The organism is Gimesia panareensis, from assembly GCF_007748155.1.
Classification (GTDB): Bacteria; Planctomycetota; Planctomycetia; order Planctomycetales; family Planctomycetaceae; genus Gimesia; species Gimesia panareensis.
In genome coordinates this window covers 1,140,500-1,166,456 of record NZ_CP037421.1, presented here as the reverse complement: position 1 = coordinate 1,166,456, position 25,957 = coordinate 1,140,500, and the positions used below count along the sequence as shown (strand labels likewise).

The window sequence follows — 25,957 nt, the reverse complement described above, 5'->3', positions numbered from 1 at the left end:
GCCTGCCCCTCAGCCGGAATATTTCTGTAAAAAAACACCCTAACCGGAGAACGCCAGTCAGGGTGTTGGTGAGTTCTAACAGGCAAGACAGGTGAGCCTTGTCTGAATCCTCGCAAGTCGCTTAGCGTTTTGAGAACTGGAAGCTCTTGCGGGCCTTTTTGAAACCGAATTTCTTACGTTCGACCATACGGCTATCACGAGTCAGGAAGCGTCCTGCGGCCAGAGCTTCATGGAGCTGGCTGTTGTATGCTTCCAGGGCACGGGCGATACCCAGAACAATCGCACCGGTCTGTCCTGTGGTTCCACCGCCACTGACACGAACCCAGACATCCACTTTGCCATGGGTGTCTGTCGCTTTCAGAGGTGCTTCCACCATCTGGCGATCGCGTTCAACTCGGAGGTATTCGTTCAGTCCAGCGCCGTTGATGGTCAGGTTGCCTGATCCGGATTTAATCCGAACACGGGCAACAGCGGTCTTACGACGGCCAGTTCCCATGGCAACACCATGCTTGTCCAGCTTCCCACGAATCACGGGCTCTGGCTTAACTACATCTTCCTCTTCCGTTTCAGTCGCCAGGCTTGATCCCAGAGTCAATTCAGGAACACCGGAAGCGGTGGCTTCTTCGCTGGTTGCGGTTTCCGCTTCAACCGGGGTCTGCTGCTCTGTGGTTTCTTCTGTTACTTCAGGTTCTGGAGTCTCATTTTCCATAACGGTCAACTACTCTTATCTTGTTTTACTGAAAAGGGATAAAGGAAAGAATCAATCTTTACTCTCAGTGAATTACGGGAGCAGATACTCAGGCATCTCCTGTGGCTGCTGTGCCTGATGATCGTGAGTCGGGCCGGCGTACAGCTTCAGCTTCTTCAGCATCTGGCGTCCCAGTTTGTTTTTGGGCAGCATGCGTCGGACGGCTTCAGACAACACCTGAGCAGCCTGACCACGTTCCAGCTTCTGTTCTGCGGTGACATTTTTCAGACCGCTGGGGTAACCACTGTAGCTGGCATAGCTCTTCTGCTGCATCTTACGGGAGAAGTAAGGATGCGTATCGTGAGCAAGATCTTTACCGGAAAACCTTACCTTGTCACAATTTAGGACAATCACGTAATCACCGGTATCGACGTGGGGCGTATAAGTCGGCTTATGCTTGCCCATTAATACGGTAGCAATTTTTGTGGCCAGACGTCCCACAATCATGTTATCTGCATCAACAACTAACCACTGCGGGTCGACAGTCTTTGCATTCGCCATATAAGATTTTGTTGTAGACACCGGTTATTCCTCAAACGTAAACGATACAATAATATTGACTTATATCAAAACACCCAACATCAGGGCGTCTTCAGATTTTCTTCAGAATGCCTGCTGGCAGCGGTGTTACGCCGGTAAAGCGAGCGCATACCAACCACAAGGGAGCGGGTAACAGTAACCTTTTTGCAGGCGATCTTCAACTTCAGCGGGCCGGAAAATCTGAGCCAGAAGGCAAAAAAGGAGAGAAAACCGGTGTCGACTGACTCCAGATCTGGAATCGGTCGTTACCCGGCCCTGGATCAGAGGAAAGAGAGCAGCGTCAGTTGCAGGGCCTGCGAAGTCACCTGCAGATTGGCCTGGAAGGCATTCTGTCGCTGGGTAATCTCCACAATCACCTCGGTCAGATCGGTATCAAAATCCTTGGAAATTGCTTCCTTGATCTGCACTTCCTGATCCTGCAGGCGACCGCTGGCATCTTCCAGGATACTCAAACGGTTCCCAATATTTGACCGCACGCTGTTGACGCGTTTGATTTCGGCATCCAGTTTGACCCCGATCCGTTCAATTCCCTGGTCATCGTTGTTGCGTAACGCGGTCTCCAGGCGAGACAGCAGATTAAGCACCCCGCCCGATTCTTTCGGATTGGGTTCTTTCCCCTGCAAACCAACCAGGGGATCACTGCCGGACTCCGTTCCATCAATGCCCAGCGCATAAGCGATTTCAATCGGGGGAATTTCCAGGGGTCCGGTGCCCGAAGCATCGTAAATGGTAATCCCGTTCCCCGTGGTATTCAGGGTGGCCTGCAGTTTGATCGGAATGAAGTTCCCCTGCAATGGCACACTGTTATTTGTACCCGACTCGGTGACTGCCAGCCCCAGTGCATCGGAGACGGCATTGCTGGCGATACTCAAGGGGCCGGTTCCCGAATTATCGGTGATCTGAATCGCATTCGTATTTGGATCGATGCTCGCCACCAGATTTCCGGGATCGACTGCATTAATCGAATCAAGCACGTCCTGGACTGTGGTATCGCCGGCCAGGCTGACATTGGCGACGGACCCATCGCGGCGGGTGATGTCCAGCGTGGTGGCCCCCACCGGAACGCCCTGCCCCAGATTCAGGTCCGCCAGCGGAGTCGTGCCGTCAAAGGTTTCGAAATCGTTGATCTTGTCCAGCACATCCTGCACAGTGACCGAACCGCTCAGATCGATATTAATCGTACTGCCATCGCGGCGGTTGATCTGCAGTTTATTTGAGGAATCGACGTCGACACCCCGTCCGTAATTCAATTCAGACAGAGGCGTACTGGCGGTGAAGGTGGCAATTCCCAACCCCGCGGCATTGGATCCGCCGTTGTTCTCGCCGATGGAGAAGTCAGCGCCGCTGATACGACTTGAAATCGCCAGACCATTATGGGCTTCATTGATTCCCAGGTTGAGATTGGGATCTGCTGTACGAATCAGATTAAAGACATCTTCGATCGTGGTGGCTGACGAGAGATCGACCGTATGCGTCTCCCCGCCGTTATTGATGACGATCCCGGTACCGGCTGTCGAGCCGATCCCCGTACCGCCATTCAACGAAGCCAGCGTTGTCTGCAGAGTGATCCCCGGGTCAAGGTCTCCCCCGTTGATTTGCGCGACCGCGGCACTTGCAATTCCCAGATCGTTCGCCAGATTCGAACCGGACACATTAGAGACAGCAACCGTTCCCGCAGAAGGAGTGAACCGCAGCCCGTTCTGACTCGAGGGATCGATGTCGACCGTCAGGGTCACCGGACTGCCGGAGAACGCATCCTCCAGCACCGTTTTCAGATCCTGCACGGTCTCCACATGCGAGAGATCGATGGTTTTGGTCTCAGGTGTGCCGTTATCCAGCGTGACTGAAATCGAGCCCAGCTTCGCCCCCCGGCCACTGTGCAGATCTGCAATCCGGGTCTGCAGAGTCAGTGCCGGATTGATATCACTGCCGGCTTCCGGAGTACTGGCTCCAAAGGCGGTGATGCCGTCATAGTTATTCGCCAGCAGGGTCTGCGTATCGATATACGACTGGACCTGATGGTTATCCCCATGGTACACGACCTGCCCGTCGGCGAGTTCCTCGAAGGGAGCTTCATTGGTCTGACTTCCGGAAAAGAGATACTGTCCGCGAAAGGTGGTGTTCCCCGCATTCACGACCTGTGTCCGCAGTGCAGCCACCTGATCGGCCAGGGCAACGCGTTCAGAATCAGAGACCGTCGAGCCGACGCCAGTCAGCGCCAGCGTCTTCGCCTGGTTCAGGGCATCGCCGACACTGTTCATAGCCGTATCACTCATAGAGAGCAGGCTCTGATTTGTACTGATATTACTCTGGTACTGCTGCTGTCGTTCCAGCGTGGACTGCAGAATGATCGTCCGCAGTGCTGCCGCCGGGGATTCACTGGGCAGGGAAAATTTCTGCCCGGTCGCCACCTGTTGCTGCAGTGTCGATAGTTCGCGAGCGTTGTCATTCAGTGATGACTTCAACCGCTCAGAGAGCATCGTCGAAGGCAGCCGGCCTGGTAGTAAAGGACCAATTGTCATAATTCACGGCATCCATCATTGATCTCAGGGACACGATGCTGACCACCGGTCACCCGAGTCTTGTCTTTTTAAATCTGTAATAAAATCGTATAGAGTTCATCAACCGTGCTGACCAGCCGGGCGGCAGACTGAAACGCGCGTTGGAACTTCAATACGTTGATTGTTTCTTCATCGATACTGACCCCGGAAAACTGTTCGCGCTGATTCATCAGCGAATCCCGGAATGTCTGAGCCCCTTCCGACAGCGCCCCTTCGGAAGCAGAGGACTGGGCAATATTGGAAACCACTTTATCGTAATAGTCATCCAGGCTGATGCCCCCCAGTTGATCGATGGGCTGCTGGGAGAACGCTGCCAGTGCGACCGCATTGCTGCCGTCAGACGGACCGCCCCCCTGCCCGAGTGCCAGGAACTGCTGGTTATCTTTCACCACCGAGTTGATCCCGATATCACTTGAGTCGGAACCGGTAAACAGCGTATTGATGCCAATCGCTGCCAGCGCCCCACTGGTGTCATTGGAAAAACGAAACTCATAGTCTGAGTTGGCACTGATATTCAACCGGCCGTCAGTCGAGACGCTGGAATTCAGATTCGCCACACCATTCAGAGCACTTGACAGACTGTTCAACGTGGTGTCAGCGCCGATTCCATCCAGGTCGACATTGATCGTCGTCGTATTCGTAATCCCGGTCGATTTATTCGTGACTTTGATCTGAAAGCTGCCATGTGTCGCCTGAAATGGGAGGCCCGACTGTGTCGAATTCAAAGTCGCAGAGGGATCCAGCGCCGCCGAGGCGGATGTCAGCTGTTCAAAGCCAGCCGTTCCCTCGCCCGAGGCGTGAATCTTGTTAAATTCGAAAATCAGGTTGGAGGCATAGGAATCCAACTGATCGACAAAGCCCCCCAGGATATCATCGCGGCCTTCGATAATCCCTTTCAGCTCTCCCCCGGTGCGCGAGATATTACTGTTGGTGCGTGACAGGAATACCTGCTGTGTCACGACTCCTCTGTCCGTATCGGTATCTAAAGTCAGTTTTTGAGACGATCCGGCCAGCACCAGGTAATCGGAACCGGTAAATACATCGATGGCACCATCCTCGCGTTCGCGGTAGCGGACCGGAATCAGTTCGGACAGTCGATTCAATGCCTCATACCGTTGGGTCCGCAGGGCACCGGCGTCACTCTGCAGCAAACCGGAAGCTTCCAGCTTGGAGATTTTGGGATTCAGGTCCACGATCTTGTCGATCAGTTCGTTGGCCTCTTTAACCGTGTTTTCCACGTTTACCGACTGCGTTGTACGGAGGTCATTGATCCGCTGTCTGAGGGAGTTGATTTCCGAGGCAAACTTATCGGCCTCACTGATGACAAACTCCCGGTCCGGGATGGAACTGGGCTGATTCACCGCGTTATTCAATTTGGAGAGGAAGTCATTCAAACCCGATGACAGGTCCCCTCCTGACAGTTCGCGCAGCTCGCTTTCCAGCTGTTTATAGATGGTGTCACGTTCGTTGATCGAAGAGTATTCCGTGTTGGCGGAATGGATGCGGGTTTCCAGGAACTGGTCAATCTGCTGCTGAATCCCGGAGATTTCCACCCCCGTCCCGTTAACCAGCGCCCCCTGCCGATAGGGATCGGACGGGTTGAGAACCATGTTCTCGCGGATGTAGCCGGGCGTGCCTGCATTGGCGATATTCTGACCCGCAACCTGGATGCCGGTACTGAAGACCTCCATCGACTGCTTGGCCATTGATAATGCTGCATTAAGTCCCATGACATCCAGTCCGTAATGAAAATAGCGTTCTTAATCCATCGCCCCGCTCCACCTGTAACAGGTGATAAACCTCAGGCCGATGCATCAAAGATCGCCCCCCCTGATCCACTTTCATTTTCTCCGCGCGAGTAGGTCGGAGTCTTCTGTCCCGCATGCGCAATCAGTTCCAGGATCTGCGAGTAATGCTGAAACGAGCGTTGCGAGACGATCCACTGTACCCAGCTTTCATGTCTGAGTTTCTGTGATCGCTGTTGCACGACTTCAATCCGCTCCGCGAGTGGTTCGGAAACCGTAATTCCCAGCCCCAGGGCAGGCAGCAGTTCCTGCAGCGAACCGCCCGGCAGCCCCTGCTGTTCCGCTGTCTGCAGCAGTTGCTGTCGCCTGAGCAGGATGAACTGCAGTTCGTTGGTCAGCCCTTCTTCAAAGGCGGCCAACTGTTCGATGCGGACCGGATCCACTTTCTTCAGTGCGCGTGATTTCTGCTGATAGAGTTCGAGCAGCTGTTTTTGAATAGGCTCGAGATCGTTCAGGATCCCCGTCAGTTGACCCAGAAACTGCTGTTGTTGCGCCGGTACAGACGCAGTCGGTGCTGCATGCATGGGAGCCCCCTTTCTCCCGGTTTACATAATCCGCCCATCGGACGGTGAAAATCGCCTATCGTTATAATCGGCACAATCGATCTATCTCTCGCGTCCGATTTTTTCAGAATCTCCCCTACAAATATAAAACCTGCTCTATTAAAGCGTTGCGCCGGAAGCGGCATTAATGGATTCTGTTGATTTCGCGTTCAACTGTCGCGAAAACGCCGAGAACAGCGAGTCAGAGAACGCATTCCCGTCCCGGGAGGCCAGGTCTTCTGAGATCTGCTGATCCAGTTGAGACTGGAACATCTCTTCCGCCTGACCGCCGTGAAAGTAGGCTGGCTTTCCCTGCGCTGAACGGAGCGCCTTGAACATCTGCTTGTAAAACGTACCCGCAACAAACTTCTGAAACGCTTCCTTGAGCTCCGGAGAACCCTGTTGCGGCTGCTGCAGCTCTGACGGTGCCTGACCGGCAGGGGTTAGCAGTGAACTCTGTTGAACGTTGGCTTGAATTCCAGACAGGGGGGTCATGCTGGTCATCCTCGTGAAAATACTTCCAATGAAAAACGGTCTGTTAGTGCTCGTCGTATTCCGCGTGCAGTTTCCCGGAACGATGCAATTCGCGAATGATGCTGATTACATCTTCGGTCGGTACGCGTAACTGATTCAACGCCTCGACCAGTTCCTGCAGTCGCTGCGTATTCTGCTGACCAGGCTGCCCGTTCACTGGAACAAAGCCTCCCGGGAGCCCCCCCTCGACAGGATTACCAATCCCGACAGTCAGATTCTTATGTGAAATGACGACCGGACTGATTTCGACTTCGCCGGTCACAACGACGGTTTGAGATTTGGGATTCACCACCACGCGTGCCTGCTGATGCGGACGGTCAATGCCGACCTCCATCACTGCGGCAATAAATTCGACCGGTGATTCGACATACTGTTTGGGAATCCGGATAAACACCCGCCCCGGCCCCTGGGCGATCGCCAGTTGGCGATTCCCGGCTTCAAAACTGAATTCGGCGTTGATCACCCGGGCCACTTCGCTGGCCGTGTGAAAACCGGCATGTCGCTTATCGACGAGCAGTGTAATCGAACGGGTTCTGCGATCTATAAACGAGAGCTCAAAGTCCCGCTCCATCACCAGCCCGTTGATAATCTTGCCGGTCGCCAGCGAGGTTTCGTCTTCCAGAATGATGCCTCCGGAACAGAGGCCGGCAAACACTTCATTACCGATTTCCGGCGTCGCTACCGGGGCGACCAGCAGACGACCGCCCCGCAGGCTTTTGGCTCCCAGCATGGAACTGACAAAGCAGTCGAGCTTCTGTCCTTTCCGAATGCCGCTGGCGGGAATCGTCGCTTCGATCATCACCAGTGCCACATTATTGGCAGCTGCCAGATCTTTCAGGTCGACTACAGGATTGTTCAAGTGTTTGAGCGCAGCTGCCAGACTGCGGATTGTGGGCAGCCCCTTCGGCCCATCGCCGGTCCCGTCCAGACCCACCACCAGCCCCATCCCGGTCAGTTTGATTTCCCGCATGCCATACACGCTGCAGATATTCTCCACACGCGTGCGCGCCTGCACTTCCTGCAGCGAGCAGGTCAGCAGTCCGAGGAACAGCAGACAGACGGTAACAGATTTGCAGAACCGGGCGGCCATGATATATTTCCGTATTCTCTTAAACAGTCAGACTCAAATTAAAACGGGAAGAACCAGTCATACAACACCACGCCCCAGGGACGTTTCGTACTCTGGTAGACTTTTCCCCGCTGGTGTTTGACGATATCCAGATTGGCAATGTTTTCACTTAATGCGGTATTGTCGCGATTCACGTCTTTACTGCGAATTTCTCCCGTCAGCCGGTATTCCCAGACATCGCGATTACTGCGAATACTCTTGCGGGCTTCCAGAATCAGATTTCCGTTGGGGCGAATATCAACCACGGTCGCGGCAATCCGGTACTGGATCCCTTCGCGGTCCGCCACCTGCCCCTTACTTTGCAGACGCCCCTGCAACTGGGTATCAATTTTGGGACTGTCCAGTGCTGCCGGCGCCAGGTTCCCTGCATTATCGATTCGCAGAAATTCCTTGAGCTCCGCTTTCAGGGTTTCCGTCCGGTTCCGGTTGAAACGGGAATCGATGGTCACACTCGATTTTTCATCCACCATAATCGTAATGATGTCGTGCACTTTGACCACAATGGGTTCCGGTGCCGGCACATAGATCAGGGAATAATCGCGGATCAGAGGCGGCTTGGGAGAGGTCGTATACAGATCACCCTGTCCGAAGGTATTGGCCAGAGAGGATGTCACTTCCAGCTCTTCAGAAGAGTACTCAAACTGATTCATGCGGGCAGCCAGACGTTCTGGTGGCGTGATGGATTTCTCGGTTTTCTGACGCAGTGCTTCCAGATTTGTGAGGTCGGAAGTACCCTGGGTGGACCGTATTGCAGTGCTCTGATTTGCCTGCACGGTGTTCTGCACGGCCGGACTCTGTGCCCGCACGGCGCTCGAACAAAGCAATACGATACATCCCAGGGAAATCGCCTCCCGTAAAGCTGCCAGCATTTTTCTCTGCTGGCAGGTTCGCTCTCTGATTCCTGCTGGTGTTTTCATTTCTGTCGCCCCCCTCTTTGAATTTCATATACGGTCTGCACCTGCCCGGTTCGCGATGGACCAGCAGAACTGGTTGAGCCGGAAATGAACTGGATTCCGGTAGATCGCTGCAACTGACTGGCGGGCCGATAATTGACTTCGGCCTGGTTGTAGCCCGTGACGATTGCCGCCAGACGATCACGCCCTTCCAGCGCAATCAGTGTGATCTCATCACCCATCGCACCATCGCCCCGCGCCCGCATTTCGCGGCGGACGGTAATGCCGCCCCGTCGGGCATACACGGTGACAATCGCACCATCGCGGACCAGAGGCACTTCGATCAGATCCTCGCTCCGCATCGGCTGCGCCTGATAGACGGTGCGTGTCAGTTCGCGACCAATCACCTGACGCGGATCAGTAATCCCTTTCTGTTCCTTTTCCGGACGCATCCAGACCAGATCGTCAGCACGCACAACTGTGCCTCGGTTCAAAGTGTATTTGGCGGCCAGGATTTCCGGAACGCGTTTGAGCTGACAGGTCAGATTCGCCTGCCGCACCATGCCTTGCGCATCCTTCAACTGCAGGGTGACCGGCTGCCTGGTCTGACGCTGCAGATCCAGTTGTGAAAAGTAAAAGCCATCGGCCCGGTGATCGCGGATCAGAGCCACGTCTTCCGGCTGCATCCGCACGATCGCGGTAAAATGACCGGCATCAGGAACAGCACGCCGGATCCAGGCCTGGAGTGCCCGCTGTACTTTTTCCTCCGCCTGCTGCAGGTCCTTCTGAGTCGTGGCGGTCTTGACCTGTGTTTCTTCGCTGGGGCTTTGCGCACTGACCTGAATCTGGCTGCGGCCCGTCAGTTCCAGTCGGCTCAAGTCGACTCCCAGTGCCTGCAAGCGACTGCGGATTTGAGAGACCGTGATAATTTGAGTTCGCCCCTGTGCCGGTGCAGGCTGCAGGATCATCTCCTGCATGCGTGCCGTCTCTACCTCGTCTGCGTGCAGCACATCAGCGACATCGCCCAGGCGAACCACGGACGAATCGACAACTGCAGTCGACTTCAGCCGCAGAATCTCTGCCTGTAAGGCTTCTGTATGACTCAGACAGCAGGCTGCGAGTAACAGGCATAAGAACGACTTGATTCCGAAACGACACATTGAAATTGAACTTTTCTATGAAGACTCAGTCAGTGATTCAGTTTAGAAACGACGCAGGTTAGCCACGGTCTGCAGTGTCTGGTCGGCTGCCTGCACAACCTGGCTGTTCAGCTCAAAGTTACGCTGGGTTTTGATCAGTTCCACCAGTTCCCTCACTGGTTCCACATTGGACTGCTCCAGAAATCCCTGGCGAATCTGACCGCGACCTTCCGTTCCCGGGTTTCCAATCTGGGCCGTTCCAGACGCAGTCGTTTCGGTATACAGGTTGTCTCCCTGCCTGAGCAGCCCCTGATTATTGATGAAGCGGGCAATCTGAATGTTGCCGGCGATCTGAATCTGGTTTGATCCCTGCTGCTGGTAGCTGACCACTCCATCGCTGGAGATCGTCACATTGAGGGCATCCTGGGGAATCGAAATGTTCGGCAGCAACTGGTATCCTTTGTCGGCGGAAGCCATCACAATATTACCGTTCGCATTGAGTGAGAAGTTACCCGCCCGGGTATACAGGTTCTGGGTACCATCATTCACCTGGAAAAAGCCGTCACCCACGATCGCCATATCGTACGTTCCGTTGGAAGGCACGATCGATCCCTGGCTGAAATCGCCTTCAGTGCTCTGGACACGAACACCGATACCCAGGTCGGTGCCGGTGGGAGTAATATTCCCCTGGTTGTCCTGCACGCCGGGCAGTTTGAAATGCTCGTAATAAATATCTTCGAAGTTGGCACGGTTCTGCTTGTAGGCAGTCGTACCTGCGTTGGCCAGGTTGTTGGCAATGGTATCGAGATTGAAGCTGTTCGCAGCCATTCCCGTCGCACTGGAATACAGGGCTCTGATTGCCATTGGTTGTCTCCTTACTTCCTCTAGCTCTGTAACGGATTACAGAATATTGACTGTCTTAAAATCTCTGTTTATCTGCGGGGCATACTTTGCAGCAAACGGCCCAGTGAGTCATCCTGCAGCTTAATCATGTTGATGTTTGACTCGAACATCCGCGTGGAAGTGACCAGTTCCATCATCTCCTCGATGGAATTGGTTCCGGAAGCTTCCAGAAACCCCTGTTGAATACTGACTGGCCCGGCTGCATCGGAAACGCGGCCTTCCGATGTGTAGAGGCTGTTTCCCTGTTTGACCAGTTCATTGAGCGAATTTGGCATCACCACGGCGATCGGTCCCAGCGACCCCAGCGCCTGTCCTTCGGCATCAAAGGGAGTCACCAGGCCATCGGGAGACACTTCCATCCGGACGGCATCCGTGGGAAGTGTGATTTCCTGGCCGTTTCTGGTGAGCAGAGGCAGTCCCTGGTCAGCGGTGACGATACGTCGCTTACTGTCGAGAGACAGAGAACCGTTGCGGGTGAGATAGGATTTCTGGGCACTGCCTACCTGGAAGAACCCCTGTCCTTTTAAGGCCAGGTCAAAATCACTGCCGGTCGAAGTAAAAGCACCGTTTTCGAAATTGGTCGTCATTCCTTCGAGAGAAATGCCGCCAGAATGATTTTCCAGATCGCCGGGCAGAGGTGCCAAAGGGGCCTGTTTCTCGTCGGCAGGCGGATTAATGCGAAAGATGGGAATATCACGCTTGAAGGAAGTCGTGTTCGCATTTGCCATATTGTTAGCCAGCACATCCATGCGAACTGAATTTGCATCAGCGCCCTGTGCTGAGAGGTACATGCCGTAAATCATTTTGATACCTGTCAGGAACCGCCACTGTCTCTGAAAACGGACAATGGCGAGCTCAACGAGTTTCGTTAGACACTTCCCCCCGTCTATCTATCGGAACTCACTAACAGGTATCTTTAATATAATCGGAAAATAGAGTTTATTTCCCCTATTTTAACATCGGGTCAATCTCTTCCCCCGATGTGATGGCATGGGCTGGGTCTGCGAATGGTTTTCTGAACGGGATCACCGCAAGTGATCAGGTGGTTGCTGCAAAACCAGGGAAAATAGAGAATATGGTGAGCAGTTGAAACCAACTGCTGCCACGAGAGAAATATAATAGCATTAAAGCGCTGCCAACCTACCTGGCTGGTCTCTCAAGACCAGCAGGTCAATTAACAACCACTGTGGCTATTCAGCAACCAGTGTCTGATCAACCGGCGATCAAAGCGATCAATTACAAACCACAGCTCTGCAGGGGCTCACATTCAACCTCAAACTGAGTGACCAGTTTGCGAATTTCAGCGCGATTGACCTGGACATCCTCAGGAGCATCAACCCCCAGACGTACTCGGTTCCCCTTTACTGACAGCACTTTAATCGAGATATTGTCATTGATCAAAATCTCTTCATCCTTGCGTCTCGTGAGCACTAACATCAGTGGACTCCTTTCTTGAGTTCATTCCTTTGATAAATCTAACAGGGCCCTACTCAGTAGAGTGACGAGTTACATCCATCTCTTGGGGATTATACGCAGCAAACAGGGTTCCAGTTGGCAGAAAAATTGAAATTATTAAAAAATTTATCATAACCCCTAAAGTTTAATACTACATTCATCATTCATATTCTTCAGGAGTAAATTACCCATTTTGAACTCAGTTCCAGACTCACGCAAAATGCTTCACTAAATTGGCACAAAAGTGAAGCATTTTGCATCAATGTGGTAAACTTGTAGTAGATCAATACATCAACCCGACTGTCTCGCGGTCAGCGATCTGGTCGATATAGTCTGGTAACGTGACCACGAAAACTTTGCTACACGCATTTACTGATTCAGAGGGAGTTCAGACCCGATGTCGTTCATTTCAAAATGGTGCCTTATCGGATCTATTTTAACAGGTCTGTGCAGTCTTCCTCTTCTCCAGGCTAAGGAACCCCAACAGCCGTCTTCCCTGCCGGCAGTGGTCCCGGATAACGGGATGCCAGACCAAAAGGTTCCTGAGTTGTCAGAAGTCATGACTATCGCCCGGGAATATTTCAATAGCCAGAAAGGCTACGAGTCGGGTGACCTGTTGACGAATAACAGAGTCAAACCCCTGTTTCGCGAACTGCAGCAGGCGGGCTGGAAAGTCAAAGCAGAAAAACACATCCTGAAACGAATGCATTCCGCCAGCGATTTTCTCGCCGCGCAGCTCAGCACTCCCAAAGGCATCCGGTTCATGCGGAAAATTGCCAAGATGCCGGGAGGTTACGACCGACTTGATCACCTGTTGAAAATGCCCTACGGGAAACGACGGATCAAAGAATTCATCGATTCCCCGGGTGGCTACACAATGATCGAATATATGACCACCACCAAAGGGGGGAAGAACCTGGGAAAATACCTTTCCCAGACAAAGACCGGGAAAGGTTTTAATCAACCGACGGGCATGATTTATACCGAAACAGAGTTTCTGCAGGTGCTGAAAGAGACCTATCAGTTAGAAACCGCAAAGCAGAAGCGACAGAAATAAATCCCGCTGCCTCAGCCTTCGAGGTTCACCCCGAAAAACTCAGCGCTCTCTGCGATATCCGCTTTGCATTCCTCAATCATCAGTTCGATTTGCTGCTCATCAAAGTCAAAGAAAGACATCAGCAGATCTTCTGCTTCCTGGTATTCCTCGGAATTCAGATTCCACAGCGAGCCCGCCAGCAGACTTCCCGTCCGCACGGCCATTCCCAGCGGGCAACCATGCTGCCCCGTATCATGGTGATGCTCGATTGCGACGACCATTTCATGCGGGAGGTCCCAGTGGTCCATCAGGCGGGCTCCCAGCAGGGCGTGATCAAATCCAAAGAACTGACGTTCGCCTTTCACCAGCGCTTCTCCGTGTGGATAGCTTTCATAGATCAGGCTGTACTGTTCCCGTTCCACCTGTGAAAACACGAGAATCCCGACATCGGCCAGTAATCCTGCCGTGTAGGTTTCATCTTTTTTCAGGCACTTGTGGTGATCTGCCAGATGAGATGAAATCGAGGCAATCGTCAGTGCGCGCTGCCAGTAATCGGCAAAAATCCGTCCCTTACTCCGCTTGGTCAGCGACTCCACCATCGAAAAGCTGATGGTCAACATCCGAATCGCATCTTTCCCCAGATAGGATACCGCATGCTTAATACTCGTAATCTGCCGCGCAACACCATATTTGGCCGAGTTCACCACCTGCAGAATTTTGGCAGCCAGGCCCGGATCGTGTTCGATGCAGTTGACGATATCATCAATCTGGCTCTCCGGGTCGCGCGTCAACTGCAATAACTGTTGTGCTACTTTGGGGGCGGAATGTAATCGATCCAGGCGTTGAACAAAGGCGTCAGCAAGATCGCTCGGGTCTACACAATTATCAACTTTCATGACCGTCCTTCTCTCTGTCTACAGACTCTCTATATGTTCTGGTCCGTTACCGGGAACCTCTCCGAAAATCTATCTTTGAGAGCAGTCGGGAACGGCAGAAACTGGAGAGCAAAACCCGATTTCCGGATTCTCTCCGTCGACTGTTCCAGTCGTAACGGTCAGCGCAGTTGTAGTGAGAAAGGGCCAATGGTCCGAACCAAAGAAATCCCTCCTGAAAATCGGACTACCAGCTGAACAGCGATTAACGCATCAATTGCAGGCCGGTCTCATTGATTTCGTAGGGAACCAGTGATTCATCGACGGCACTGCCGCGGTGCTTGGCAATATGCAGAGCACGACTCATCCGGTTATCTTCGCGGATCTTACCCATCAGGATAATCGTATTCGCGTTAGACAGGACGTCTCCACTTTCGATGGGACGCTGGATCAGGTCATCCAGCATCACTTCATGCGTCGTCAACAGCAGCAGGCAGCCGATCTGCTGGCAGTCGTAGCGATGCGCCTCGATCTGTTCCTGATGACTGCGAAACTGGGCGCGAAACAGATCGCGGGCCACCCAGTCATATTCTTTACGCAGGATCTGGTGATAGACGTATTCGAAGGCATGAAACTGAAAGGAGTCGCTGGGACGTTCGGTCGGTTCAATTCCGTCGATCACCGTCCGCCGGACCCCATGCACAAAGTTGGCATAAAAATAAGCGATCGCCGCGTCCAGCTTTTTGACGAATTCCAGCTTCCATTCCTTCCACTCATCCAGTTCCATATCGCTGCGGGTGACCCGGCGGCCGCTCTGGCGGAACAGATGCTGATAATCCTTGCGGGCCTGCTCACGTTCCCAGATCTGTTCCAGATCGAAAACCTCGTCCACGAGTTGCTCCCGCAGTTTCCATTGAAACAGCCGCTCTGCATAATCCTGATGACTCTGTGAATCGCCGCGGGTCGCCATATCGAACAGGATGCCGGTCTCCCCTTCCTGGGCGAGCCCCGCCCGGGCGTACTGCAGTCCCAGCTGTGTTTTGCCAATGCCGGTTGCCCCCAGAACCACCGTCAGTTTGCCGGGCATTAATCCCCCCGACAGCATTTCATCCAGTTCCGGAATTCCCGTTTGTTGACGCAACTCAGACATGATTCGACTCAATCTTCGAAAGATACAGAGAGAGGCTCAGCGCTCCTGGATTCATACTCAATGGAAAGCAGCCAAACCACACAGAATTGGCTCAGACGCTGATAAAGCGATCCCGGGCAGCCACATTCCACTGGCCGATCACTTTTCCGCCACTCACTACCGTCACCGATTTATGCAGTGCGGAAGTCGGACAGACGTGCCGCGGAATCGCCAGCAGTTCGTCGCCGGGTTGAAACTCCCCTGCCCGTTCACTGATGACTACCAGGTGCTCTTCGTTCTGCAACACCGGTTTTGCATCGGGCAGATCGGGGAAGCGACAGCGGTTTTCCATCGCGGGGTCCGAAGCGATCGCTTTGTAACCCAGGTCAAAGGTAATCCGGTCTGGACCAGGCCGGCTGATGACCCGCGTCAGTACCATCGCCGCGGGTTTGAATTTCAGATCGGGAAACAGTTCACCGTACCCGACATCGTGGAACACGCAGGTTCCCGGACAGACTTCGATCGCTGGGTCGTCAAAGCTGGCAAAGATTGGAAACGACCCGGTAGCACCCGCCACGATCCGCGGCACTTTCAGTCCCTCCAGCAGCAGTTGATCCCGCAGCTTCGAAACATGATGCCAGACCTCTTTGACGGCAACTTCCCGTTCATGGAAGTCGACCTGGTGATTCTGACCATCATAGACGTGTAATCCCGCGGCAATCAGTCCCGGGGTATTGGCGATCAGCTGATAAAGCTCCACCGCCGCGTCACCAGGGACAATCCCTGTCCGGTTCTGTCCGGTATTCAGATCGAGCAGGACTTCAATTTCCAGCCCCGCCTCGGTCATCGCCGCTCCCAGCTGTTCGATGGGCGTGGGATGGTCGGCAGTCACCTGGAACGACACATCCGGCCAGCGTTTGCGAAACTCAATCGCCCGCGCGATGTTCGGCCCGACCAGGTTGTAGGCCAGACAGATGTCCTTGACGCCGGTCTCCGCCAGCATCTCTGCTTCAGCGAACGTTGCTGCTTTATGTTTTTTGATTCCCAGCGAGAGTTCCAGCTCAATGATTTCCCGCATTTTGTGCGTTTTGCAATGCGGTCGCAGCCGGTCGGGATTCCCCACCAGCGCAATCATCTGCTTTAAATTCTCTTCCACGAGATCCTTAAAGATGATCATCCCGGGAGAGATAATCTGACTGGTATCCTCTATCTGATAGCATGCATCCATGAGCAAACCTGATCAACGTTTCTTTTAAATTCCCTGGAAGAAGACCTTTTCGGCAGTCTTTTCCAGAATCCATGACTTGTCGTCGTCCGACAGGAACGGCAGACCGTTCTTGATCAGATCGATCGACGCTTTATAGGTATGTGGCCCCTGTACCTGGTAAGGACAGTCAGTCGCCCACATCAGGCGTTTGGCACCAAAGGCCTGATATACCTTTTTAATAAGTGGCGCCAGATCATGGTAGGGCATCTGCTTTTTACCCAGAGCATAAAAGGCAGAAACTTTGACGTACACATTTGGATGCTTGGCCATTTTACACAACGCATCGACTTCGTCCGGCTCGATCTTGCCGGTCACACCGATCCGTGCCAGATGGTCGATGACCACGGTCGTATCCCGATGCTTCTGACACATTTTATCCAAGGCAGGCAGCCCGTTCGGATTCATCAGGCAGCACATCGCCATCCCCTCTTTGGCTCCGGTAGTCCACATCTCTTCCATGCACGCGCCGTCCAGCCATTCGTCGACCTTCTTCGTCTTCGGTGCAATCCGGAAACCCCGTACTCCCTTCTTTTTGAGCGCCAGCATTTTCGGCGTCGGGTTGTCGCCCTTCTGGTCAATCACGGCTACGCCGGAAAACATACCCGGATATTTGGCCATGCAGTCCAGCATATAGCTGTTGTCAAAACCATAGAAGGACATCTGGATCAAAACGACCCGGTTCACGCCCACCGGCATCATCTGGGCCTGCAGCTCTTCCGCGGTAAAACTGGGCGGCTGCATATCGGCAACCTTATACCCGGGCGCCAGCGGATATTTTTTGACATCAGGAGTCCAGACATGCGAATGTGCGTCGATATATTCCATAGCAAGATCCTCGAAAGAGTCAGATACCCATCAGAAAAAACGGCTCAGGAACCGGCTTTCTCTTTATAGAAAAACTTTTCTACCAGCTCCTGTGGTGGAGGCGCTGTCAGCTTGGTGACAATGAATCCACAGATGAACGAACCAAACAGCCCCACAATGATCGGATCGAAATCGAACAGCTGGTAAGGTTTGAAAAAGCTGCCGTTCCTGAAGTAACCAGTGACATACATCGCCAGATGCAGACTGAACCCTCCCAGCATCGCTCCCATCGCACCAATCGCATTCACACGCCGCCAGTACAGACCATAGACGATCGGTGCCAGGAAGCTTGCCGCCAGTCCACTCCCCACATACACAATAATGTCCTGCAGGAACTGGGGCGGGTTAATCGCCACGACCATCGCTGCGGTACCGACGACGAATGTCGCCAGATAACTCAGCAGTTTAATGGTCTTCTCACTGGCCTCAGGATTGATATTCCTCTGATAGACGTCACGCACCCAGGCAGACGAAATCAGCAACAGGAAGCTGTCGACGGTTGACATCACAGCAGCAAACGGTGCCGCCACCAATAGACCTGCCAGCCAGCCCATCCCGATATTTTCGGTCAGATACACGGCCATCGCCGGCATGATCCGGTCGGATTCTCCTTCCATCCCGGGCAGTATCACCCGGGCACAACAGAAGATGACCACCAGCGGGAAATAAATCAATGTGTAATAAATCGCCACGGTACAGATGGAACGTTGCAGCGTTTTCGTATCACGGAATGCCATCAGGCGCACCATGTTCGCAGGCTGGCCCGTTCCGGAAATCGCCCACATGAAGAAGAAGGAAATCGCCAGACTCAAAGGCAGAAAACCATTGTTGCTGCTCGGACTCGGTCCCGGACCCACCACATAGGCTCCCTGCTGACTCTCCTCTTCCCCATAAGCGTATTGCACCAGATCAATATTGGAGACACTCACTCCCTCCAGGAAGTTTTCCTTTTCTCGTCGTCCCAGAATGCGTTCAATGTCTTCCAGCGTCGTCAACTGGATTACCTTGACTTCGTCGATGGACGTTTCCCCGGCTGGAATTTCAGCAGCAGCAGTCACCCGGAACAACAGCGGAACTTTCGAGTCCGCAATCGGTTTGTCCGTGATCCAGCTACCTATTTCAATCCGCGTGTCCTCAGCGACAGGCTTGTCCAGCGTGAGCGTGATCCCCCCTTTATCAGGCGCGGAATACCGGGGAGGCGTCATCTTGGCCATCAGCTTCGTGGTATGCTCCAGTCCACCCGCCTGCGAAATAGCCAGTGGTAGCATGATGATCACGCCGATCACCATCACGATCCCCTGCATCACGTCAGTCCAGACCACCGCATGGAAACCGCCATAGGTCGTATAAACAATGACGGCAAACCCAAACACGAACAGACAAAGCAGATACTCGGGGCTCACGCCATCGGAAAGAAAAGGAATATCCGAAACGGCCTGAGCCAGTCCGTCAGCGGTGCGCTCAAAAATGGTGACGCCATCCAGCAGTGTCTGCAGAATCAGGCTGCCCGCTTTGAACTGGGCGACCAGATTAAACGACATGAAAAACACGATCAGCGAAACCGCCATCAGCCCCAGCAGGGGACTGTGAAACCGGTCGCGAATCACGTCGGGCACGGTAATCGAACCGGAGCGCCGCGCGATCTGGTTGAGCCGTTTCCCGATCAAACCCATCGTACAGATCGGCACGACCATATAACTGCCGATCCAGAGTGCCAGAATCCAGCCATGCGAGTAAATCTTGGACGGAAATCCGGTGAAACTGCCGCCTGAACTGCTGGTGGCAGCAAAGGTCAAAGCGAACGCCCAGACGCCCAGACCCCGACTTCCCAGGAAGTATTCACTGAGGAAGCTTTTGCTTTTGAGCAGCCGGTTGGAAAGGGCCGCCAGTACAAACACAGCGACCGTATAGATCATGAATGAAATCAGCGCCGCATCGGGGCCGGTCTCATCGGCAGCGAACAGTAGTGGTAGACTCTGACTGGTAGCAAGTAAAACGTTCAAGACTCATTCCCCCCGGTAGTTGCTTCATCTCTTGCTGCGTGCATCTCTGCTATTTCTTCTGCGAGATCTTCACCTTCGTGAGCTACACCGAGGTCGTCTTCTTTCATATAAAACAGGCAGAACCAGATTGTAAACAGGTCGGCTACGAACCAGGGAAAAGCGATTCCCCAGAACACCCAGCTGGGTATCCCCATGGTCATCTCAACCGCTTCAGGATCCATCCCCGACTGAAACCCGTTCAGGTAACAGTAAGGCACTGCCCACAGCAATGCGACAACCCATAAACCCAGAATAATCCAGGCCTCACGCCTGGAGTTTAAAAAGACAGGGTCGACTTCCATGGACTCTGTGTCGTTCGATGGTGCGGTCATTGCACGGCCCTCACTTTTAAACGTTTCTTTAATAAATGAGCGTTTGAGCGAACGATTGTACTCTCGATTCAAACCAGACACAAAGGACCTCTGCCGGAATGACAAAAAATTATCAGAACTGAATTCAGCGTGACAGAAACGTGAACAGACTGTTATACTGGTCTCACTGATAAAACGCTGCGGTTTCACCAGTGAAACCCGGAGCGTGTTGATCCGCCTGTTGCTTTCAAGTTGGGAGTCCTGTTCCATGTATTCGCGTCTGCTCTGCACCGTCTGTCTGATGATCGTGTCCCTGACCTTCAGTGTCGGCTGCAGTTCCGGTTCCTCAGACCAGCCACAAAACGCACCCGAAGAAGTCAGTGTCGATCTGGGCGGAGGAGGTGTCGACCTGGGTGACGCCGGCGCACTGGACATGGAAGCGGCCCCCAGGGAATCCAAAACCGAAAAGCCGGTGCGACGCTTTCAACCATTGACACTCAACGGCAATCAATCAACGGCTGGATCCTCTGCAGGCGCGCCCGAGGAACAGAAATTTGACAACGTACTCGAAGCACTCAAGCCCCTGCAGATCATGCTCGGCGACTGGGGAGGCACCACCTTCAAAAAGTTCGACGGGTTCAGCGCGGTCGAAACGCTGGACTGGGTCTGGGACCTGCAGACCAACCCGGCACAACCCGCTCTGGTCATGAAAGCTGATAAAAGTCGTTACTACAACACGGGACGGCTCACCTATCTGACGGACAAACAGAAATATCAACTGACGCTCACCGACAAAGATGGTCAGAAGAAAGTCTACGAAGGCGAATTCTCTGTCCCCGTGCAGAAGATCCCCGGCGATGACGATCCTAACGTGATGCATTCCACTTACAAGCTCAGCCTGTCCCTGGTGGAACCGGCGGATGAAAAGAAACACGCACAGATTATCTTCAACCAGCAGAACAACGATCGCTACATGTTCGAACTTTACGATCTGCGCGGCGACAGTGTGGCACGCGTTGACACGATCAATACTCGCCGCAAGGGAACCTCATTCGCCAAAAGCGATTCCGACTATGGCTCCAAAACCTGTGTCATCTCGGGCGGACTGGGAACCTCGCAGGTCTCTTTTCAGGGCAAATCATACTGGGTCTGCTGCAGTGGCTGTCGTAAAGCCTTTGAAGCCAATCCGGAAAAATGGATCGCCAAATACGAAGCCAACAAAAAGAAAACGGATACGCAGTAAATCGCTCGCGTCAGTCCAACATCGAATCGTTGCTCACGTCGCTTTCCAGCGAACGGTCAGCTCGTCCCACCCGGGCACACTCGGATCGGGCAGGTTCTGCAGATAAGGCACGCGCTCAACCACCTGGGAAAACAGCAGGGCCACCGCTTCCCCCATCTCCCACAGTGCATGCCGCAAATTCGCTTTGTCGGCCAGCGCGACCATCTCTGCGTAAGACAGCCCACCAGTCTTGCGGCTCAATTCTTCGTCACAGACCCAACGCGTCCCCTGCTGCTTGAGTGCGTACTGTTTCATTAACCGCGGATTTCGAATCTGCTGATAGCGACGATTCTCAGCCAGCACGCGCAGCAACAGTGCCTCGTGTTGTGGTGCCCAGGCATCGGGAAAGTCAGCGGCCAGCAAACCACGTGGCTGCCCGATCCGCATGTAATGCAGTTGAACCGGCTCGACTGGGGTCTCGGCCAGATCGGACAACAGACTGGCCCAGTCCAGTCGCAGTTCCTTGCGGCCCACCTCGTGCAGCGTCACCAGATCCTGAATCGGCCGATTTGCGGGCGTGTATTTTCCATCGAGCAGGTTCAACGTAATCCCCGGCTGGACCGATTTAATCAGACTGTCGCCCACAATGTGGGCCAGCCAGCCAAACAGATAAGCCAGCTTGCGCTCGCCCGGACCATACAGATCCCGTGCATCCTGAAACACGCGGGCCGCGTAATCGGGGAGATGATCCCAGGGCACCGTATACTTCCGCTCGGCAGGCACCCAGCCAAAGACCACATGCGCCCGGCCATAAAACAGGTGATGGATATCCCGCGGGCGGTATTCTTTTCCCTCAAACTTCAACGTCCAGGGTTTGACCGCACCTCCAGTCAACGGACTGCGTTCCAGGGGCGCCGTCCCAAAGCCAACCTCTTCGCCCGTATCCACACAAATCGCTTCAGGCATGATCTGAATGTCACAGCCCATGTAAGCCCCGGCCAGATAGCTGGCGTAGTGCCGGTGAATCAGCGGTGCGATGGGTAGCTTCTGCGCAACCGCCGCTTTCCCGCCCAGGATGGCATACATCGTATGACCAACAATTCCACTCATGACTGCCTCAACTCATCAATATCAGACCAAACAACACATCAACATTTTCGCATTTATCATATCAGAACTCAGACGGTTTGACAGCCTGCAACTGCGCGATCCACAAGGCAATTCCAGCAATCCCCAGGTGCAGATTGAACTCCCTGACTGAGCCGGTCCCCTGCATTTGGGGAGTCAATGTGTTAACATGAACTGATCCCACCCCATTCCATTTAAGAATAGAACCGTAATGAAGCTCCATACGATCTGCGTACCTATGTTGTTACTGACAGCCTCTGTTCTGCCTGCCAACGCGGAGGGACTTCCTCCGGCTCCGAACGGAACTTTCAGTATTGCGGTGATCCCCGATACCCAGCATTACAAGGGGCGTGGTACCAATCGTAAAACGCAGGCTGAAGCTCCCACCACGAACCCCGTTTTTGAATCGATCACTGACTGCATTGTCGACGAACTCGAGCGGCAGCGGATTGTCTTCGTCAGCCATGTCGGCGACATTGTGGACATCAACAACGACGAACAGTGGGCGCTCGCACAAAGCTGCATGAACAAGCTGCACGGTAAAGTTCCCTACGGGATCAGCGTCGGCAATCACGATATGACCGGGAAAACCGGAAATTCGGCCCTGTTCCAGAAATATTTTCCTCAGTCACGCTTTGCAGAATTTGACTGGTACGGCGGCTGTTATCCAGGCGAAACAGGGAAACCGGAAGTCTCCGGAAATAACGCCAACAGTTACCAGCTCTTCTCAGCGAGAGGCATGAACTTCATCATCGTGCACCTGGAATGCAACGCCCCCGATCCGGTGCTCGACTGGGCCAGTGAAGTGCTCAAGCAGCATGCCGATCGCAGAGCGATCATCACTACGCACATGGATCTGGGACCGCGCGAACATCCCAAAGCACCGCGTGACTACTTCGACGCTCCCAAAGGTCGCATGGTCTGGAAAAAGTGTCATGGTGCCAACGGAAATACCTCACAACAGATGTGGGAAAAATGTTTCAGCAAGCATAAAAACCTGTTTCTGATCTGCTGTGGTGATCAGAGTCGAACCCAGGCCCTGCACCAGAGTGTCAAAGGCCAACACGGCAACACGGTCCACGAACTGCTCTCCGACTACGGAGCCGAAGGTTTCCGCCTGATGCGGTTTATTCCCGACCAGAACAAAATCGAAGTCCGTACCTGGAACCCGGTCAAACAGAAGTACTGCGAACAGACAAAGATCGTCCCCGCCCGCGATCAGCATCAGTTCACTCTGGATTACCCGATGACCCACTGAGTCAGAGTCATTTGGTCTTCGGCCGGGGCGTTGTCTGTACGGGCAATGAAATGATCAGTCCGGCAAAGCGGGTCGCGGTGCTGCGGCGGTTGGGCATATGACATTTCAGACACTGGGAAGGGAGACAGATCCGTCCCACATGCCGATAGATTCCCTTTTCCACCTGCTCGTATTCCGGCTTCCCGTCGGCAATCGCAGCTGCTGCCCGTTTTTCGAATTCCGTTTTCGGTTCGTGATCGATATTCATTGCCTCCGCATTGACGGAAATCCAGCGGAAACGGATTTTGCGATTCTCCTGCAGATCTTCAAACACGTCATCCAGCACGCTCGAGGGGATCGGCAGTTTTTCGTCCTCGCGATAATATTTGCGATGCACAATCAACAGGGTGGAATGCAGCGTATCATGCAGCAGCCGGGCCTGCTCCCGCGCCTGGCTGACCGTTGGCGTGATTTGTGTCTCGTCCGGTGTCCCTTCGGTCGCTACCTTCTTCTCACAGACCGGCTCTTTTTTTCCACTCTCCCCGGCAAACCCGACCACGGTCAGACAGACACCCGCCAGCAAGCAGCACAGCAGGAAACGACCTCGATTTCTCATTTTCAGCATCAACCCAGTTCCTCTCGTACTCAACCACATATATTGGATATATAAATCCTATTTTGAGTGCTCCCCACACCGAAGTCAAGCGGAAGCAGTTATCATTTCAAGGGTTCCGTCTGCAGTAAATACCCGGAATTCGCCTCACTTTCAGGAATCTGCTACCAAAATGCGTTGCATCTGTATATAATTAGGAACGTTTCACATCTCCCTTCGCGCGACTGTGTTTTATGTCGAAACCACAAGATGTCCCGTCATTTCTCGATTTACTGCGCGAGAGCCATCTGCTCTCAGAGGAGAAATTCCGCGCCGTGATCGAGGAATTCGAGCTCGAAGCGGCTGAAAAACCCAAGGAAGCCGCCCAGCGACTGGTCACCGGAAAAGTGCTGACCCGCTACCAGGGCGAACGCCTGCTCGCGGGCCGTAAACGTGGCTTTTTCATCGACGATTACAAAGTGCTCGAAGTCCTCGGCTTCGGCGGCATGGGCAGCCTGTATCTCGCGGAGAAGATCGAAACGAAAGAACCGGTCGCCCTCAAGGTACTCAACGACAAATGCCGCAACGATGCCGGGATGCTGACGCGACTCAAGCTGGAAGCTTCCGCAGGCTCACGTCTCGAGCATCCGCACATCGTCCGCACGATCGCCTATGAAGGCGCAGGGGCCATCTGTTATATCGCGATGGAATTCGTCAAAGGGATCAGCCTGCTGGAACTGGTCCTGCTCAAACAGAAGTCGCTCCCCTCCCCACAGGTCTGCGATGTCATCGCGCAGGCTGCCTTAGGTCTGGAAGAGGCACATCAGGCGGGCATTATCCACCGTGACCTCAAACCGGAAAACCTGATTATTGATTCCAAAGGCTACGTCAAAGTCCTCGACTTCGGCCTGGCTCTGCTCAAAGACAATCCCGAGGCGGAATTCTCCCTCTCCATGATTTTTGGTCACGGCTGTGTGGGGACGCCGGAATACATCGCCCCCGAACAGTCCCGCGAAGGGCATGCAGTCGATGCCCGCGCTGACGTCTACGGCCTGGGAGGCACGATGTACTTCCTGCTGACCGGGAAGCTCCCTTTTCCGACAGGGACCGCTTCCCAGAAAATTCAGGCCCATCGCGAACAGACTCCGCGATCCATCGCGGAAATCGCCCCCGCAATCCCTGCAGAGGTGGTTGCCATCGTCGAAAAAATGATGGCCAAAGATCCCGACGAACGCTTTCAGTCGATGGCGGAAGTCGCCGCTGCCCTGGAGCCCTACGCCGAACGCCAGCCAGTCGAATTCCGCTTCAACAAAGTCGTCTCCCAGCGGGTCCAGTATGCCAAAGCCCGCTCTGCAATCGCCCAGTCGAGCATCGTTAAACCACAGCTCTCCTCCCGTATCGCGACTGCCAGTCATGTCGCGGAACAGGCCCGACAACAACAGAAATCAGATGGCATCGAACGCCTGACCCGCGGCGAATCCGACATTTCCAAAAGTGGCATTCTCAGGCACGCAGTCCCCGCCGAATCGACGAACCGCATGGCACAGGAAGCTTCCGATACCCTGGTCAAAGATTTCCAGCCGATTGATCTGATCGATCTCGACGATAAACGCCGCTTCCCGATCTTCAAACAGCGGGTGACCCTCGGTCGCAATCCCACCTGCGACATCCAGATCGACCGCCCCGGCATCTCCGGAAACCATTGTGAGTTTCACTACGAAAATACAGGCTGGGTCGTGACCGATCTCAAGAGCAAGAACGGCACTGAAGTTGACGGCCGCCGGATCCAGGAACAGATCCTGTTTCCCGGCAATACGCTCTCCCTGGCGGGCAGCTATCACTTTCGCGTCGCCTCACCAAATCAATACGTTCAGAAAAACAAGAGCAAGCCGATGCTGATCGCCGCCTCCGTCCTGGCCGGTATCTGCCTCATCGCCGGCATCGGCTACTGGCTGCTGTCCTAGTAAAAAGATAAAAGGGTAGGCCCGAATGTAATTCGGGCCGAGCG

General features: G+C 53.9%; 24 protein-coding genes. 4 read left to right on the top strand and 20 right to left on the bottom strand.

Going from position 1 to position 25,957, the window contains the following annotated elements; all coding sequences use genetic code 11:
* Nucleotides 1-121: 121 nt before the first annotated feature.
* The 12 genes from rpsI to csrA form a co-directional block, all read right to left on the bottom strand.
* The gene (gene rpsI / locus Enr10x_RS30615) at nucleotides 122-709 is read right to left on the bottom strand and encodes a 30S ribosomal protein S9 (RefSeq protein ID WP_390620444.1); all 588 of its coding nucleotides are present in this window, start codon (nucleotides 707-709) and stop codon (nucleotides 122-124) included.
* Nucleotides 710-781: 72 nt separating this feature from the next.
* Nucleotides 782-1,249, bottom strand: a complete 468-nt coding sequence (gene rplM / locus Enr10x_RS04480; RefSeq protein WP_145116129.1) for a 50S ribosomal protein L13 — start codon at nucleotides 1,247-1,249, stop codon at nucleotides 782-784.
* A gap of 299 nt (nucleotides 1,250-1,548) precedes the next feature.
* Nucleotides 1,549-3,810, bottom strand: a complete 2,262-nt coding sequence (flgL, locus tag Enr10x_RS04475; protein ID WP_145104399.1) for a flagellar hook-associated protein FlgL — start codon at nucleotides 3,808-3,810, stop codon at nucleotides 1,549-1,551.
* 68 nt (nucleotides 3,811-3,878) lie between these two features.
* Nucleotides 3,879-5,555, bottom strand: coding sequence for a flagellar hook-associated protein FlgK (flgK, locus tag Enr10x_RS04470; RefSeq protein WP_145104397.1), 1,677 nt, complete (start codon nucleotides 5,553-5,555; stop codon nucleotides 3,879-3,881).
* 95 nt (nucleotides 5,556-5,650) lie between these two features.
* Nucleotides 5,651-6,178, bottom strand: coding sequence for a flagellar export chaperone FlgN (gene flgN, locus Enr10x_RS04465; protein ID WP_145104396.1), 528 nt, complete (start codon nucleotides 6,176-6,178; stop codon nucleotides 5,651-5,653).
* 138 nt (nucleotides 6,179-6,316) lie between these two features.
* Nucleotides 6,317-6,691: a rod-binding protein gene (locus Enr10x_RS04460; protein WP_197995118.1), complete on the bottom strand. Its 375-nt coding sequence runs from the start codon at nucleotides 6,689-6,691 to the stop codon at nucleotides 6,317-6,319.
* Between the two features lie 43 nt (nucleotides 6,692-6,734).
* On the bottom strand, nucleotides 6,735-7,820 hold the full coding sequence (locus Enr10x_RS04455) for a flagellar basal body P-ring protein FlgI (RefSeq protein ID WP_145104394.1): 1,086 nt from the start codon (nucleotides 7,818-7,820) through the stop codon (nucleotides 6,735-6,737).
* 38 nt (nucleotides 7,821-7,858) lie between these two features.
* Nucleotides 7,859-8,776 (bottom strand): flagellar basal body L-ring protein FlgH, encoded by a 918-nt coding sequence (locus Enr10x_RS04450; protein WP_145104393.1) that lies wholly within the window; start codon nucleotides 8,774-8,776, stop codon nucleotides 7,859-7,861.
* Entirely contained in the window at nucleotides 8,773-9,912 is a 1,140-nt protein-coding gene (gene flgA, locus Enr10x_RS04445) for a flagellar basal body P-ring formation chaperone FlgA (RefSeq protein WP_145104392.1), read from the bottom strand. The genes Enr10x_RS04450 and flgA overlap by 4 nt, the downstream gene beginning before the upstream one ends.
* A 42-nt stretch (nucleotides 9,913-9,954) precedes the next feature.
* Nucleotides 9,955-10,755, bottom strand: a complete 801-nt coding sequence (gene flgG / locus Enr10x_RS04440) for a flagellar basal-body rod protein FlgG (protein WP_145104391.1) — start codon at nucleotides 10,753-10,755, stop codon at nucleotides 9,955-9,957.
* A gap of 68 nt (nucleotides 10,756-10,823) precedes the next feature.
* Nucleotides 10,824-11,597 carry a flagellar hook-basal body protein gene (locus Enr10x_RS04435; protein WP_145104389.1) on the bottom strand — a complete coding sequence of 258 codons (774 nt, stop codon included), beginning with the start codon at nucleotides 11,595-11,597 and terminating at the stop codon, nucleotides 10,824-10,826.
* A gap of 433 nt (nucleotides 11,598-12,030) precedes the next feature.
* On the bottom strand, nucleotides 12,031-12,231 hold the full coding sequence (gene csrA, locus Enr10x_RS04430; protein ID WP_145104387.1) for a carbon storage regulator CsrA: 201 nt from the start codon (nucleotides 12,229-12,231) through the stop codon (nucleotides 12,031-12,033).
* Between the two features lie 541 nt (nucleotides 12,232-12,772).
* On the opposite strand from csrA, the gene Enr10x_RS04425 reads away from it, so the two are divergent.
* Nucleotides 12,773-13,306, top strand: a complete 534-nt coding sequence (locus Enr10x_RS04425) for a hypothetical protein (protein WP_145104385.1) — start codon at nucleotides 12,773-12,775, stop codon at nucleotides 13,304-13,306.
* Between the two features lie 11 nt (nucleotides 13,307-13,317).
* On the opposite strand, the gene Enr10x_RS04420 is transcribed toward Enr10x_RS04425, so the two are convergent.
* The 6 genes from Enr10x_RS04420 to Enr10x_RS04395 all read right to left on the bottom strand — a co-directional run bounded on the left by Enr10x_RS04420 (nucleotide 13,318) and on the right by Enr10x_RS04395 (nucleotide 19,980).
* Entirely contained in the window at nucleotides 13,318-14,181 is an 864-nt protein-coding gene (locus Enr10x_RS04420) for an HDOD domain-containing protein (RefSeq protein ID WP_145104383.1), read from the bottom strand.
* A 241-nt stretch (nucleotides 14,182-14,422) separates the two neighbouring features.
* A complete protein-coding gene (locus Enr10x_RS04415; protein ID WP_145104381.1) occupies nucleotides 14,423-15,307 on the bottom strand; it encodes an RAD55 family ATPase in 885 nt (294 codons plus the stop codon).
* Nucleotides 15,308-15,398: 91 nt separating this feature from the next.
* Complete coding sequence (locus Enr10x_RS04410; protein ID WP_145104379.1) at nucleotides 15,399-16,514, bottom strand: D-TA family PLP-dependent enzyme; 1,116 nt, start codon at nucleotides 16,512-16,514, stop codon at nucleotides 15,399-15,401.
* A 24-nt stretch (nucleotides 16,515-16,538) separates the two neighbouring features.
* Nucleotides 16,539-17,378, bottom strand: coding sequence for an amidohydrolase family protein (locus Enr10x_RS04405; protein ID WP_145104377.1), 840 nt, complete (start codon nucleotides 17,376-17,378; stop codon nucleotides 16,539-16,541).
* Between the two features lie 44 nt (nucleotides 17,379-17,422).
* The gene (locus Enr10x_RS04400; protein WP_145448271.1) at nucleotides 17,423-19,420 is read right to left on the bottom strand and encodes a sodium:solute symporter family transporter; all 1,998 of its coding nucleotides are present in this window, start codon (nucleotides 19,418-19,420) and stop codon (nucleotides 17,423-17,425) included.
* Complete coding sequence (locus Enr10x_RS04395) at nucleotides 19,417-19,980, bottom strand: hypothetical protein (protein WP_145448270.1); 564 nt, start codon at nucleotides 19,978-19,980, stop codon at nucleotides 19,417-19,419. Before Enr10x_RS04395 ends, Enr10x_RS04400 begins: the two co-directional genes overlap by 4 nt.
* 58 nt (nucleotides 19,981-20,038) lie before the next feature.
* Between Enr10x_RS04395 and Enr10x_RS04390 the strand changes: the two genes are divergently transcribed.
* Nucleotides 20,039-21,013, top strand: coding sequence for a hypothetical protein (locus Enr10x_RS04390; protein WP_145448269.1), 975 nt, complete (start codon nucleotides 20,039-20,041; stop codon nucleotides 21,011-21,013).
* Between the two features lie 33 nt (nucleotides 21,014-21,046).
* On the opposite strand, the gene Enr10x_RS04385 is transcribed toward Enr10x_RS04390, so the two are convergent.
* On the bottom strand, nucleotides 21,047-22,102 hold the full coding sequence (locus Enr10x_RS04385; RefSeq protein ID WP_145448268.1) for a hypothetical protein: 1,056 nt from the start codon (nucleotides 22,100-22,102) through the stop codon (nucleotides 21,047-21,049).
* A 229-nt stretch (nucleotides 22,103-22,331) separates the two neighbouring features.
* Here Enr10x_RS04385 and Enr10x_RS04380 point away from each other — a divergent pair, with 229 nt between their 5' ends.
* Nucleotides 22,332-23,378, top strand: coding sequence for a metallophosphoesterase (locus tag Enr10x_RS04380; RefSeq protein ID WP_145448267.1), 1,047 nt, complete (start codon nucleotides 22,332-22,334; stop codon nucleotides 23,376-23,378).
* Nucleotides 23,379-23,385: 7 nt separating this feature from the next.
* Here Enr10x_RS04380 and Enr10x_RS04375 read toward each other — a convergent pair whose 3' ends face one another.
* Nucleotides 23,386-23,982, bottom strand: a complete 597-nt coding sequence (locus Enr10x_RS04375; protein ID WP_197997480.1) for a c-type heme family protein — start codon at nucleotides 23,980-23,982, stop codon at nucleotides 23,386-23,388.
* A 221-nt stretch (nucleotides 23,983-24,203) separates the two neighbouring features.
* Here Enr10x_RS04375 and Enr10x_RS04370 point away from each other — a divergent pair, with 221 nt between their 5' ends.
* Nucleotides 24,204-25,913: an FHA domain-containing serine/threonine-protein kinase gene (locus Enr10x_RS04370; RefSeq protein WP_145448265.1), complete on the top strand. Its 1,710-nt coding sequence runs from the start codon at nucleotides 24,204-24,206 to the stop codon at nucleotides 25,911-25,913.
* The last annotated feature ends 44 nt before the right edge of the window (nucleotides 25,914-25,957 follow it).